The organism is Petrotoga sp. 9PW.55.5.1, from assembly GCF_003265365.1.
Classification (GTDB): domain Bacteria; phylum Thermotogota; class Thermotogae; order Petrotogales; family Petrotogaceae; genus Petrotoga.
Genome location: NZ_AUPM01000038.1, coordinates 38,921 through 52,081, shown reverse-complemented (window position 1 = coordinate 52,081; position 13,161 = coordinate 38,921). Strand labels below are relative to the sequence as shown.

At 30.3% G+C, this 13,161-nt stretch carries 14 protein-coding genes; 8 read left to right on the top strand and 6 right to left on the bottom strand.

The window, feature by feature from the left end:
• Window positions 1-2 precede the first annotated feature (2 nt).
• The 3 genes from PW5551_RS05840 to minC are packed head-to-tail and all read right to left on the bottom strand — an operon-like array spanning window position 3 to window position 2,705.
• Window positions 3-1,025: a M42 family metallopeptidase gene (locus PW5551_RS05840; RefSeq protein WP_113074860.1), complete on the bottom strand. Its 1,023-nt coding sequence runs from the start codon at window positions 1,023-1,025 to the stop codon at window positions 3-5.
• Window positions 1,022-2,062: a M20/M25/M40 family metallo-hydrolase gene (locus PW5551_RS05835; protein WP_113074859.1), complete on the bottom strand. Its 1,041-nt coding sequence runs from the start codon at window positions 2,060-2,062 to the stop codon at window positions 1,022-1,024. Before PW5551_RS05835 ends, PW5551_RS05840 begins: the two co-directional genes overlap by 4 nt.
• Before the next feature lie 40 nt (window positions 2,063-2,102).
• Window positions 2,103-2,705: a septum site-determining protein MinC gene (gene minC, locus PW5551_RS05830; protein WP_113074858.1), complete on the bottom strand. Its 603-nt coding sequence runs from the start codon at window positions 2,703-2,705 to the stop codon at window positions 2,103-2,105.
• A gap of 201 nt (window positions 2,706-2,906) precedes the next feature.
• Here minC and yajC point away from each other — a divergent pair, with 201 nt between their 5' ends.
• From yajC to secF, 3 genes are read left to right on the top strand one after another with little or no spacing between them, the layout of a single operon-like run.
• A complete protein-coding gene (gene yajC, locus PW5551_RS05825) occupies window positions 2,907-3,311 on the top strand; it encodes a preprotein translocase subunit YajC (protein ID WP_113074857.1) in 405 nt (134 codons plus the stop codon).
• 36 nt (window positions 3,312-3,347) lie between these two features.
• Window positions 3,348-4,766, top strand: a complete 1,419-nt coding sequence (gene secD / locus PW5551_RS05820) for a protein translocase subunit SecD (protein ID WP_113074856.1) — start codon at window positions 3,348-3,350, stop codon at window positions 4,764-4,766.
• On the top strand, window positions 4,766-5,674 hold the full coding sequence (secF, locus tag PW5551_RS05815; RefSeq protein ID WP_113074855.1) for a protein translocase subunit SecF: 909 nt from the start codon (window positions 4,766-4,768) through the stop codon (window positions 5,672-5,674). The genes secD and secF overlap by 1 nt, the downstream gene beginning before the upstream one ends.
• Window positions 5,675-5,745: 71 nt before the next feature.
• Here the strand turns inward: secF and PW5551_RS05810 are convergent, their stop codons facing one another.
• Window positions 5,746-8,151: a WD40 repeat domain-containing protein gene (locus PW5551_RS05810; protein ID WP_113074854.1), complete on the bottom strand. Its 2,406-nt coding sequence runs from the start codon at window positions 8,149-8,151 to the stop codon at window positions 5,746-5,748.
• A 100-nt stretch (window positions 8,152-8,251) separates the two neighbouring features.
• On the opposite strand from PW5551_RS05810, the gene PW5551_RS05805 reads away from it, so the two are divergent.
• Window positions 8,252-9,376 (top strand): alanyl-tRNA editing protein, encoded by a 1,125-nt coding sequence (locus PW5551_RS05805; RefSeq protein ID WP_113074853.1) that lies wholly within the window; start codon window positions 8,252-8,254, stop codon window positions 9,374-9,376.
• Here PW5551_RS05805 and PW5551_RS05800 read toward each other — a convergent pair.
• A complete protein-coding gene (locus PW5551_RS05800; protein WP_113074852.1) occupies window positions 9,373-10,053 on the bottom strand; it encodes a thioredoxin fold domain-containing protein in 681 nt (226 codons plus the stop codon). The two genes, PW5551_RS05805 and PW5551_RS05800, sit on opposite strands and share 4 nt — an antisense overlap.
• Before the next feature lie 27 nt (window positions 10,054-10,080).
• A complete protein-coding gene (locus PW5551_RS05795) occupies window positions 10,081-10,764 on the bottom strand; it encodes a cytochrome c biogenesis CcdA family protein (RefSeq protein WP_113074851.1) in 684 nt (227 codons plus the stop codon).
• A gap of 244 nt (window positions 10,765-11,008) precedes the next feature.
• Here PW5551_RS05795 and rpmH point away from each other — a divergent pair, with 244 nt between their 5' ends.
• Genes rpmH through yidC form a run of 4 tightly spaced genes read left to right on the top strand, consistent with a single transcriptional unit; the run spans window position 11,009 to window position 13,156 of the window.
• On the top strand, window positions 11,009-11,143 hold the full coding sequence (rpmH, locus tag PW5551_RS05790) for a 50S ribosomal protein L34 (RefSeq protein ID WP_113074850.1): 135 nt from the start codon (window positions 11,009-11,011) through the stop codon (window positions 11,141-11,143).
• The gene (gene rnpA / locus PW5551_RS05785; RefSeq protein WP_113074849.1) at window positions 11,143-11,532 is read left to right on the top strand and encodes a ribonuclease P protein component; all 390 of its coding nucleotides are present in this window, start codon (window positions 11,143-11,145) and stop codon (window positions 11,530-11,532) included. The genes rpmH and rnpA overlap by 1 nt, the downstream gene beginning before the upstream one ends.
• Window positions 11,495-11,746: a membrane protein insertion efficiency factor YidD gene (gene yidD, locus PW5551_RS05780; RefSeq protein ID WP_113074848.1), complete on the top strand. Its 252-nt coding sequence runs from the start codon at window positions 11,495-11,497 to the stop codon at window positions 11,744-11,746. Before rnpA ends, yidD begins: the two co-directional genes overlap by 38 nt.
• Before the next feature lie 21 nt (window positions 11,747-11,767).
• Window positions 11,768-13,156 (top strand): membrane protein insertase YidC, encoded by a 1,389-nt coding sequence (gene yidC / locus PW5551_RS05775; protein WP_113074847.1) that lies wholly within the window; start codon window positions 11,768-11,770, stop codon window positions 13,154-13,156.
• The last annotated feature ends 5 nt before the right edge of the window (window positions 13,157-13,161 follow it).

Genomic DNA, 13,161 nt, shown 5'->3' with positions numbered 1-13,161 from the left:
CTTTAAAATTCTGTTTTAAAAACTAATTCTCTTACCAGGATGAAAGTATTTTCATAGTCGTTTAAATCAATTATAGATTGAGGGGAATGGATATATCTACATGGAACTGAGATAACGCCCGCGGGGATTCCGTATAAAGTTTTTGCAAGCCTTGCAGCATCTGTTCCACCAGCAGTTCGCATTTTATACTGATATTTTATTCCTAAATTCTTTGCAGTATCTACGATTTTTTCAAATATTTCTTTATTTAAAACTAATCCGCTATGCATGAAGGTTAGAACAGGGCCATTTCCAATGTGAGTAGCCCATTTATCAGGAGTGTTTTCAGGGTTATCTCCCGCAGTAGTTCCTTCTAGTACAATAGCAAAATCCGGTTTGATCTTTGAAGCGGCCGTTCCTGTACCTCTTAAGCCTGTTTCTTCTTGAGTTGCAAAATTGAAGTATGTATCATAAGTGGGAGTTTCATTATTTTTATGGTAAAAATCAATTAAATCAAGCATAATGGAACAACCAACTCTATCATCAAAGGCTTTTGCTAATGCATAATGATCTTTTTCAAGGTAAGAAGTGTCGAAAGTAACCATATCTCCTAAATTAACTTTTTCAGATGATTCTTCTTTATTTGAAAAGCCAGCGTAGATTTTCATTACATCATAATTTACTACTTTGGAAGTTTCTTTTTCAAGATGAATGGGCATTGAATTAACAACAGCAGTTATTTTCCCTTCTATTTTTAGCCGTTGACTTTTAACTACCCTTGGGTCTACTCCACCTACTGGAGAAATTCCAAAAGTTCCATCATCGTTTATTTTTGTTATCATAAAACCTACTTCATCCATATGAGCATCTATCATTAATCTTTTTGAAGGGTCTTTTCCTGGAACAAATGCCGTTAAATTTCCCATATTGTCTTCAAAAATTTCATCTACTTTATTTTCAATTTGATTTTTTATGTAATCTCTAACTTGTTCTTCCCTGGAAGCTATTCCTGGAATTTCTGTAAGTTCTTTTAAATATTCTCTCATTTCGAACTACTCCCTTTCTCTTTTACAGAAACATTTAAAGCAAATAAAGATAAAAGTTTTGAAGTTTCTTCAATATCTTTTACATCAACAACTTCATTTGGAGAATGCATATTTAAGATAGGGACCGATACAATACCTGTCTTTATCCCGCTATTTACAATTTGAACTACATCCCCTTCTGTTCCGCTTCTACGTGTTATCGTTTCTACTTGATAACTTATGTTATTATCTTTCGCTATTTTAGTAAGTTCTTGAAAGATAGTTCTATCAACTGTTGTTCCGATAGCGATAGCTGGCCCAGCACCTAAATTTATAGGTTCTATATTTTCAGGAAGTTTTTCTCCAAAGGTTACATCAGTAACTATGGCATAATCAGGATTAATATACTCAGCACTGCCTTTTGCTCCAACAAGTCCCACTTCTTCTCCTTTGTTGAATGAAAGTATTAATTGACCATCAAAACGTAATTTTTGTAGGTATTCTAATGATTTAATTAAAACAGCGCATCCTACCCTATTGTCTAGAGATTTTCCGGTTATCTTATTGTTTTCAAGTTCAATAGCTTCAGTTTTTATAACCCCCATATCGCCAACATTTAAATCTTTTGTGCCACCAGAAATAGAGAAGTCAATAAAAAGTTCGTCAAACGATGGTGATTTATCTCTGTCTTCTTTTTTTTGAAGATGTGGGGCCAAAAATCCAACTACACCGATTTTTTCTTGGTTTGCTGTTTTGAAGACCACTCTCTTTCCAATTAAAGTTCGAGGATCTACTCCTCCAACAGATGCTAGACGAGCGAAATGTTCATCAATAATTTTCGATACGACAATACCAATTTCATCAACATGGGCAAAAAAAGAAATTTTAGGTTTACCACTTCCATATGTAGCAATTAAATTACCTATTCCAATTTTTTCTAGCTTAATATCTGGTACAATATTCTTTAGTTCCTCTTCTATTACAGGAAAAGTATAACTTTCAAGAGAAGAAACGCCAAAAGAATTTGACAATTTTTTGATTAACTCAGAAGTTCGCATTTGTAGCCTCCTTTGCTCTTACAGTGTTATGTATATTTTTTTATAATTCAACGGGTTCGACTAATGCTTTATTTTCCTCTATTCTAATAGATACTGGTGATTTAGGCCACTCATGGTTGAAGAAAGGAATACCAGCAATTTCTACTAAAGGGGAGTTTAACTCGTAGGCTATAATAAAAACATTCTTTTTTAAAGTAATTCCTGCTCTAAGAGTGCCATATACCTTACCGAATATTATAATACTTCCGCCCGCATTAACTTCGGCACCTTGGTTCACATTGCCAAAAATAATTATGTCCCCTGGATTTTGTACTACTTGACCTGATCTTAAATGTTTTCTATAGATCTGGGTACTAGATAAATTTAACTCTTTGTTACCCACTTTTCCTTCAGGCAATTTACCAAAATAAGCGCCTGCAACGTTTAAATCCAAAGTTTTAGCGAATTTAATTACGCTATTTAATAAGTTATGCTGGGATCCGTCTTCAAAATAAACATAAAAACTATCTCCTATGTTAAAAAAGCTTTTCATCTTAACTAGTTCCTTTTTGAAGTGTTCAAATAGTTCTTTTTGAGTATTTCCTTTGGTGAAATAAAAAATTATATCACCATCGATGATTTTTGCATAAACGGGTTCTTCCATAAAAAACCCCCCTAAAGCATTTTTATATTTTTATATCAATAAATATCTACATATATAATAACACAATTTTTAGAAAACGTAACTTAAACTCTAGATATTTTCAAAAGGGTGTTTTTGAAATAATTGACCCTAACAAAAAAATATGGTAAAATCTAACGGTAAAGAAGCATGATATTAAGAAAATAATTTTGGAGGTGTATTATGTTATTTGATTTTATAAACTTTGGTCCTGCCGGAGTAACGGATTCGGCAAATGTTGTTGAGCAAGCTCAAGCTGCGCCTGCAGGTGGCGGTGGATTTGGAGGCTTACTTTTCTTTTTGGTTATAATAATATTAATGTGGGTGATGTTATTTTTACCTCAAAGAAGGCAAGAGAAGAAACATAAGGAAATGTTATCAGCATTGAAAAAAGGAGATAAAATAGTTACTTCTTCTGGTATAATAGGAAAAATTATATCTATAACTAACGAGAGAATTAGAATTACAACAGCAGATAAAACTGAAATTGATATAACAAAAAATGCTGTAGCAGCGGTTCTTTCTAGAAGTAATACAGAAGGAGAACAAGAAGTTTCAGCTGAAAAACCTGATAAAACAGAAGAATAAATATTTTTAGCATGTTTTAAAGAGGGGGCGAAGTTGTTGAGGAATCGAAGAATAAGGGCATTGTTTACAATAGTAATTATAGTTTTCGCTTTTTTAGGAATTATATTACCTCTTTCTGATAATGAGAATGATATAAGCATACTCAAGTTTTTCCCGAATATTAATTTAGGATTGGATATACAAGGTGGAGTCCTATTAGAGTATAGTTTAGATATACCCGAAGGACAAGACGGGGGAACAATTGTTGACAATGTAATAACAGTTTTAAGAAGAAGAATGGATAGTGCCGGTTATACAGAAGCTATAGTTTCTGAAGTTAACTCTGGTGGGGAAAGAAGGGTTAGGGTCGAGATACCCGGTATATCTGATACACAAAGAGCTGAGGAATTGATAGGTAGTAAGGGGAAATTGTATTTTGCCGAAGTTTTGGAGGTGGTTGAATCTTCAACAGTCCCTCAAATTACAAGAAATAGAGTAGTAACTATCGACGGAGAAGAAATCGAAATGTACAGTTACGTTAGGGATAGTAATAACCCTAATGTTTGGTATAGGGTAAAGAATATTTTTGAATTTGGTGATGATCCTTTTCAAATCACCGGATTAGATGTTAGCGATACAGTCGCTTCTCTCAACCCTCAAGGAGCAGGATTCGTTGTTAATTTGAGTTTTAACAACGAAGGTAGAAGAAAGTTTGAACTTGCAACAGCTAATCTTGTAAATCAAAGAATAGCCATAATCTTAGACAACGAAGCTATAATAGCCCCTGTTGTAAGAGAAAAGATTTCACAAGGTAGAGCAGAAATTAGTGGGATTGAAAATTTGCAAGAAGCACAAAATATTGCAGTTTTAATTAAATCCGGTAATTTACCCGTTGATTTGATCAAATTCCAAGAAAGAACTTTAGGCCCTACCTTAGGAAGAGATATAGTTACAACGATTATTAATGCTGGAATTATTGGGTTACTAATTGTGATGATTTACATGATAGTAGTTTATAAATGGATGGGAATTGTTGCTGTAATAGCTTTATTATATAACTCATTATTGTTGATGGGTATTTTAAGTTGGACAGGTGCAATACTAACTCTCCCTGGTATTGCAGGTATTATCCTAACTTTTGGTACTACGGTAGATGGCAACATTATTATATATGAAAGAATAAAGGAAGAACTTCGAGTTGGGAGGCCCCCTTTAACGGCAGTGAAGTTTGGATTTAATAAAGTTTTTTCAACTATTTTTGATGCAAATTTGACAACTATCTTAGCTGGTTTAGTATTGTTCTTTTTCACCTCAGGAAGTATCAGAGGATTTTCAGTTACTTTGATTATAGGTGTTTTAGGAGCCATGTTTACAAATTTAGTTGTTAGTAGGTTGCTTTTAGAAAGTACTTCAAGATTTTTAAAACCTGAAAAATATGTTAAAGGTATTGTTGTGGAAAAAGGGGGAGTTAAGTGATGCCTAATCTAGATTTCGTAGGTAAGAGAAAATTATTTCTTTATATATCATTTGCTTTAATAATATTTTCGTTAATCGTTATTTTTGTAAAAGGGTTTAACTTTGGAGTAGATTTTTCTGGTGGAAGTGAAATTATTTTATCTTTTGATAAAGAATACACAATTGAGGAATTGAGAGAAGGAATGCAAATCATTGACCCAAATTATGCTACAGCTAGAATTATAGAAACTAATCCTGGTGTAGGCTCAAGCGATAAATATTTCTACATAATAACAGTGAGAGATTCTTTTCCATCTTTAGAAGAAAAAGAAAAGTTTATAAGTGGTCTTGAAGAAGTTTTTTCTGATTCTAATTTAAAAGTAGAACAGTTTAACGATGTTTCAGGTTATGCTGCTAGAGAAATAAGATCCTATGCTTGGTATGCAGTAATAATTGCTTTAGTTGTTTTATTAGCTTATATTACCATTAGATTTCAATTCGTTTATGGAGTTGGTGCCATCATTGCTTTAGCACATGATGTAATTATTACTTTAGGTTTTTATTCGTTATTTGGCATAGAAATGAATTTAACAGCTATAGCAGCTTTTTTAACGTTAGCAGGATATTCTTTGAACGATACTATAGTTATCTATGATAGGATAAGGGAAAACAGGTCTAAAAGCAGAGGAACCCCTATTGAAGTAATAACAAACAAAAGTATTAACGAGGTAATTATAAGATCTTTAAACACTTCCATAACAACTTTTATTGTAGTTTTTATGATGTTTATCCTTGGTGGAAGATCTATCGCTTCGTTTGCTTTCGGTCTGACGATTGGTGTCATAATAGGTACTTATTCTTCTTTATACATAGCCAGCCCAATAATTATTGGATTTGTAAGTCGAAAGAGAAAAAAAGCAAAAGCTTAAATGGTTTATTGAAAATATAGAAAGCCTCTTTTTTAGAAAGAGGCTTTTTAATTGGGTGTTAAAACACTGGTTTAAAAAGGATTTGTATTTAAAGTTACATAAGCTTTTTTGATGAAACCTTCTTTGTCTTTGTATTCAACTCGGTAACTGTCTCCTAAAACTCCCTTTAATTTTAAAATATCTCCACGGTTTACAATTGCTATTACTTCGTTATTGATGTTTGTAATTTCAGCTTGATTCGTAAATACTTGGACGTAAATATCTTCGTATCTTAAATGGACAGTTTTTAGTGATCTGTTTCCATCACTATCAAAGGCTTCTATTTCTAAAACATCTGACTTAAGTTTTTCTAAGTTTACTCTCATAGATAAGTAGTAAGAATCACTATTAATTGTGAAAGTTTGATCAAGTATTCGGACTTTAGTTATAAATTCACTATCAAATATGTTGATGGGCAATAAATTATTTCTGCTAGTTATTAAAAACTCTGAAGGAGCTTCTATTATTGGGGCTTCTAAACTTCTAATATTTATAGAATCTATTCTCTGAAATTTTACAGATTCAAAAAGACTTATAGGTCTGTTTTTATAAAAGTAATTACTTTCTTTCTCTGGAGGGATATTGGTAGAGTATTCTCCGTTTTTTCTGTATGAAACAAAATATCCTTTCTCGAAGATAAGAGTTTGTAATATCACATTGATTTGCTGCAAATCTATTAGGCTTATTAAATTTCCTCTGCTTAAAACAAACAAATATCTTCCATCATCACTCCAAAATAAATCTAAGATTTCTGAATTAGAAACATTAATAATGGATTTCAAAGACCCGCTTCTAAAATCCCAAACATAAACAATTCCAGCAGTAGTTCCAGTAGCTAAGTAATTATCATCAGGGCTCCATTTAACAATATTTATAGGAGACGTCACAACTTCAAATTTTTTATATAAATTTTCAAATCTAGCATCCCAAATATGTAAAGTTCCATCAAAGCCACCAAAAGCAAGAAAGTTAGAGTTATTTGCCCAATCTATTGACCATATTATATACAAAAAATCTTCTATAAATGTTGGTAGGTGAAAGCCAGGAAACATTGATACACTTATTCTTTTATCTAACGCACTAACTGCAACTCGATTTCCTGTAGAGTTGATGGAGATATCTTTTATCCAGTTATTGTGAAGGTTCTCAACCGTTTTATAGATGCTTAAATCATCGATATTAATAACATAAATTTTATTGCCCCATCCACCAACGACTAAAAAATTTTCTTCGGGGGAAATCTCCAATGTTGTTAGTCTTGAATCACTTATCTTCTTACTTTTTTTTAAATTGCCTTCTATATCATATATAGAAACGTATCCAAGGTTATTACAAATGATTATATCTTGATTTTTGGTAATTATAAAATCATTTATTTCTTCATTAAAACTAAGATTTTTAACTATTTTTCCCGAGTCAGTATTTAGAATGCCGATTTCGTTGTTTGTAGATAAATAGTAGATTAGTTTATCTTGTTTAATTAATTTGACAACGTCAGATTTTTTTAATTCTAAAACTTTTTCTAAATTTCTGGTAGTTATATTAAAAGAGTATATATCAGAACCATTATTTATATATATGTATTCTGGGGTGATGTAATTCCAATCGAAACTTTTAGGATTTAACAAAGTGGAATTAAATTGAGATGTATTTTGTAGAGTAAAGGAATCGTAAAAGAACAAAGTATTATTTAGAGTTAAAACTGCGAATTTATCTTTGTTTGGAGAAAAAGAAACCTCTATAATTCTTTGCCCAATGTTTATTGAATTGATTGTTTCTAGTTGATAATTTAATAGATATACATTCCCATTCATAGTAAAAATTAATATTTTGTCTTCTACTATTTCCATCTCTAAGATTGAATAATTATCTATCTTTTTTGTATTAATTTCATTTCCATTTGTATAATCTATTAAATGTATATTTCCTTGATGATCGCCTATTAATATTGAGTTGCTATTATAAAATTTGATGGATACAAGGTTTGTTGAGAACTTTCTATGGTATTCTAGCCTTCTTTTTGTAATATTGTATACATAAGCAGTTTTGTCTAATGATGTAAAGGCGACTTTGTCTTCAAAAGTTGAAATATGTGTTATTGATTCATTACTAACACTTATCAGAAAGTTTAATAGTGAAGAGTCATTGTTAAAAACCTCTATTATTCCACTTTCTTCTGCAATCAAAGTGTATTTATTATCCATTATCCAAATTACATGTGTTGGCAAAGAGGATGTCTTGTAGTATTTATTAATAGATTTTTCAACAGGATCATAAGTTTTTACATAATAATTCTCTACGATTGTTGCAATTTCCCCGTTATATGGATTTACAAAAAAATCTATAATCTCTGTGTGTTCATAATTATTTACTATTAAATTGGAAAATAGACTTGTAGTCGTGAAGATAATAATAAGAATCCAATATATTTTTTTCAAAAAAGATCACTCTCTCTTTTATCAAAATTTCTTATTTAGTATAATTATATAATAAAATCTTTGTTTAGGGAAAAAATAATAAAAAAATGGAGGAATTAGATTGAACAGAACTGTTAAAATCAAAAAAATTTTCGAAGAAAATAAAGAAAAGGGAAGATACATAGCTTATTTAGAAGATTCACCTTTCTACCCAGATGGTAAAGGTGGACAGTTAGGAGACAGAGGTAAAATAGATGAAGCAAGAATCCTAGAGGTTACAAAAGATTCAGTGGTTATAGACAAATACTTAGAAATTGGAAATTACACTTACAAGATTAATGAAGAGAGAAGGGAAGATATTTCAAAGCAACATACCGCCCAGCACATTTTATCAGCGGCATTTGAAGAAGTTGCATCAATAAAGACCTTGTCTTTTAGAATGGACAATGAATATTCAACTATTGATTTAGACAGAGAATTTATTGACGTACAGATTTTTAAGAAAGCTGAAACCCTTTCAAACGAGATTATAGCAAGATGTATAAAAGTAGAAGAAATAATTACTTCTATAGAAGATATCAAAAATTATAAATTAAGAAAACCTTTAAGTCAAAAGATTTCTGGAGACGTAAGGTTAATAAAGATTGGTGATTTCGATACATCGGCATGTGGAGGGTTTCATGTAAAAAATACAGGTAACATAAATCTAATAAAAATATTAAACTCTGAAAAAATAAAGGGAAATTTAACAAGAGTGTATTTTGTTGCAGGAACTAGAGCGTTGAATGATTATTCAAAAAAAGACAGGATATTCCAAAAAATTTCTCAAAAACTAACATCTGGAATAGACGAATTGGAAAAAAAGATAGAAAATATTATTGAAGAAAACAAAGAGAGTAGAAATAAAATAAGAAAAATATCTGAGTATGCAGCGTTTTATTTAGCTAATGAATTAAAAAAAGATGCAATCTTAATAAATAACAAAAAAGTAATTTATTGTGAGAAAGAAAATGAAGCAGCAGATTTTTTGTATAAATACGTTGATTTAGAGGAATATATCTTATGTATTTACGATGGGGAAAGTAAAACAATCACTATTTTTTCAAAAGTTATAAATTGCAAGGATTTTATAGAAAAATTGAAAAAACAAAAAAGCCTCCAAGGTGGAGGCAGTCAGATAAGGGGAAATATTAAAGGTGATTTGAAAAAAGAAGAACTCCTTAAAGAACTAGAGTTATACAATTAAAGATTTTCTTCAATGATCTTTATATAGAACTCATCTAAGTCTGAAGAGTTTTTGTATGGATCTATTAAAACTATATTTGTAAAAGGATCGAGTTGTTTTTTTGAATCGTATAATTTTGTATTAGGATCAAGATAAACTAATCTTTCTATTTCATTTTGGCTTAAATAAATTGTTTTTGGTTGAATATCAATATTTTTCCCAATTTGTTCTTGAATGAATTTATCTAAGCTAATTTCATTATTAAGATCATAATTTACGTACTTTAAAACATCCAAAAATATTTCCGGCGGATATGCTCCTGTAATGGCACCAACGGGCGTTTGATCAGCTTCAAAGAAAACAAAAGTTGGTGTATATCTCGCACCTAAAACAAAGAAAAGATCACCATATCGAAATTCGTCTCCTTGAAATATAGCAATTTCATTAGTTGGATAAATCTCTGCAAAAACAAACTCTGTTCTTAACCACTTTTGGATTTCTTCATCCAAAAGCGTTGATCTTTTAAATTCAATACAAGCAGGACATGTTGGGGTGGAAAACATTATTACAACCTTTTTATTTGTAAGATTAGCGACTTCAAATGCATCGTTGAAATTTCTAAGTACAAAGTTTTCAATAGGAACTGAGAATATCACCGTTGTTATTAATATGATCAATATAGTCATTAGCTTTTTCATATTTACAAACCTCCATTTTTCATATTTTTATAAGTATCCAAGAGTATTAAAAAAACCAGTTGAAACTAATCCACCCACTAAGATAAGTAGAATACCGCCAAAAATTCTTAACGATTTCTGCCACTTTGGTTCACCAAAGGTTACTTTTGATATAATTTTGCTGACAATTCCAGTAAAAAATAAAAAAGGTATGGAAATTCCTAAAGAGTATACAAAAAGAAGCGTAGAACCTCTGAATGCGTTACCTGATGTAGAAGCAAGAGCTAGAATAGAAGCCAAAACAGGGCTAGCACATGGTATCCATACAATAGAGATTAAAATACCAATGAAAAATGCAGAGATGAAAGAGTTACTTTTGTTGTATTTATTAAGATCTATTTTTTTTGCTGAGATTATTTTTTTATTCATTAAAATCATCAAACCAAATATTATTATTAGAAGTCCCGCAAAAATATTTATTATATTTTGATATTTTGAAAATAATATTCCTATACTTCCAGAAACCACTCCTAAAATCGAAAAAAAAGTTGAAAGGCCTAAAAAGAAACCAAAACCACGTTTTAAAACTATCCATGGGTTAGAAATATTAGGTATTACTATGCCAAAAAAGACAGGTATCAAAGGTAGTACACACGGACTAAAAAAAGAAATCAAACCGCCTGTAAAAGCTGTTAAATAACCCACAGAAGTTGTAATTATTAATGAGTTCATAAGTAATTTTCACCTCACATGTACAGATAAAAAACAATTAATATACCCTTGATAGGTATTTAAATTTTATCATATTTTTCTAGATTTTCAAATATATTCTTTCTAAAAAAATGTTACGTCTATTTCTTGACATTAAAACATTAAATCATTATAATATATCCGACAACTTTAATTGGTAATCTTTCTCAAATGAATAAAAAAATAAATATTATAAAAATAAAAATTATACATCGGAGGTGAAAAGATGAAAAGAACATATCAACCATCAAGGATAAAAAGAAAAAGGACACATGGGTTTTTAGCAAGAAAGAAAACTCCAGGTGGGAGAAATGTTTTAAGAAGAAGAAGACAAAAAGGAAGGAAACGTTTAGTAGTTTGATGAAAAACCAAACCTTTAAGAAAAAAGAACGATTAAGGCTTAAAGGCAATTTTAGCAATGTTTTTGAAAAGGGCGGGCGTTTATTAAATAATTACTTGGTAATTATATATTTTCAAAACGGGTTACAATATAATAGGATTGGAATAATTGTTCCCAAAAAATTTGGTAATGCAGTAGTAAGAAATAAATTTAAAAGGTATATGAGAGAAATCTATAGAAAAAACAAAGAATCTTTTCAAAATGGTTTTGATTATATTTTTATTCCCAGAAAATTTTTGTCAAAAGAATTTAAAAGAATATCTTATAGAAAATTTGAAAGCATCCTTCTAGAAATGGTGAGGAATTTGAAAAATGAAGAAATTAGTTTTAAAAATGATAAGTTTTTATAGAAAGCGTATTTCTCCTGCGACTCCTCCAAAATGTATATATCTTCCTACATGCTCTGCATACACCTACGAAGCTGTAGAAAAATTTGGTGTTTTTAGAGGGTTGTATTTAGGTTTAAGGCGCTTCCTTAGGTGTAATCCATTCCGAAAAGGTGGGTATGATCCTGTACCCGATAGATTTTATTTTTTTGTTAGAAAATATAAAATAAAGAATTAAAAGAGAGAAGGAGTGTATGACTTGAAAAAAAGATTATATATGTTATTGTTTTTGTTTTTATTCAGTATTACTGCGTTTACGATCCCAGATATTTTCGTCACTGAAAGTACTTTGAAAGAAGAAATACGTATTGAGATGAAGCTTTATAGATTAACATTAGATCAAAAAGGCCATATATTAAATTTTGAGCTTTTTGATAGTAGAGTAAAAAAATATAACTTAATTTATGAATATATTGGAGATAGTTTTGATATTTTGGATAAACAAAATTTAGAAGAAATAGTGCCAAATAGTTATGATATAAGAATTGATAATGAACAACGTTACGTTGAAGTTGTATATTATTTTCCTGGTGGAGGTAATAAGACGTATAGATTTTATAATGATCCAAATTATCACTTTGATGTTGAATTCAATAATTTAAATGGCTATGTTGTACTCCCTACTATTTCTTTTCCTTCAGGAATAAGGTATAACAGTAATGAATTTGTTTCTTACATTGATAAATCAATTGCTACAGGAGAAAATCTTGATACTACTTTGGCTATATATACCCCACATCAGATAGAATATTCGCAGAACGAATATATGTTTGAATTAAAAGGGTATAATCAAAAAGTTGTTACATATTTGGGTCCTACTAAAAAAATATTTATTAGAGAAACATTTTCAGGTATCGAAGAAGGAGTTGTTTATTCAAATATAATTGATATGATGAAGGATTTAGGCAAGTTCGGACCTTTTTCAAACATTTTTTATTGGTTCGTATTCTTTTTTTGGTGGTTGTTCAATGTAAGTGGAAACTTTGGGTGGGCAATAATACTTTTCACACTTATTGTAAATGCTATTTTGTTTCCGATTTATGGTAAACAGAAAAAGTCGATGATTGAAATGAAGCAATTACAGCCGGAAATAGATAAACTAAAAAAGAAGTATAAAAATCCTCAAAAGCAACAAGAAGAAATGATGAAATTATATAAAGAAAAAGGTGTTAATCCAGCCGGAGGATGTTTAACTTCCTTGTTACCTTTACCTATAATGATTATTTTGTGGCAAGTTATTTATTATTTTGAAGGTAGTTATGCTTATAATCCCCAATTTCTTTTTTGGTCAGATCTTTCTCAAGGAGGGTTTCAAGCCAACTTTATTTTACTATTAGTTGCTATAGTAGCATCCCTTATTAATGCGATGTTAATGTCTCAAGATTCAAGAAGCGCTTGGACCTCAGTTATAATGTCTGTAGTATTTCCTTTTATTTTGATAAGTTTACCCTCTGGAGTTTTTATCTACTATGCTATGAACTCTATTATTCAAACAGTTTTGACTTTCGTTTACAATAAAATCTATAATGTTAAAGGTATAACTGTTAGAGAATTATTTGGTTTAGGTCCTAAACCTGTTAGGAGGTGAACTGG

Coding starts and splice junctions, on each gene's coding strand:
- yidD (WP_113074848.1), top strand. CDS start 11,495: ATGAAGAAATTAGTTTTAAAAATGATAAGTTTTTATAGAAAGCGTATT.
- PW5551_RS05840 (WP_113074860.1), bottom strand. CDS start 1,025: ATGAGAGAATATTTAAAAGAACTTACAGAAATTCCAGGAATAGCTTCC.
- PW5551_RS05795 (WP_113074851.1), bottom strand. CDS start 10,764: ATGAACTCATTAATAATTACAACTTCTGTGGGTTATTTAACAGCTTTT.
- secF (WP_113074855.1), top strand. CDS start 4,766: ATGCCTAATCTAGATTTCGTAGGTAAGAGAAAATTATTTCTTTATATA.
- rpmH (WP_113074850.1), top strand. CDS start 11,009: ATGAAAAGAACATATCAACCATCAAGGATAAAAAGAAAAAGGACACAT.
- PW5551_RS05800 (WP_113074852.1), bottom strand. CDS start 10,053: ATGAAAAAGCTAATGACTATATTGATCATATTAATAACAACGGTGATA.
- rnpA (WP_113074849.1), top strand. CDS start 11,143: ATGAAAAACCAAACCTTTAAGAAAAAAGAACGATTAAGGCTTAAAGGC.
- yajC (WP_113074857.1), top strand. CDS start 2,907: ATGTTATTTGATTTTATAAACTTTGGTCCTGCCGGAGTAACGGATTCG.
- PW5551_RS05835 (WP_113074859.1), bottom strand. CDS start 2,062: ATGCGAACTTCTGAGTTAATCAAAAAATTGTCAAATTCTTTTGGCGTT.
- minC (WP_113074858.1), bottom strand. CDS start 2,705: ATGGAAGAACCCGTTTATGCAAAAATCATCGATGGTGATATAATTTTT.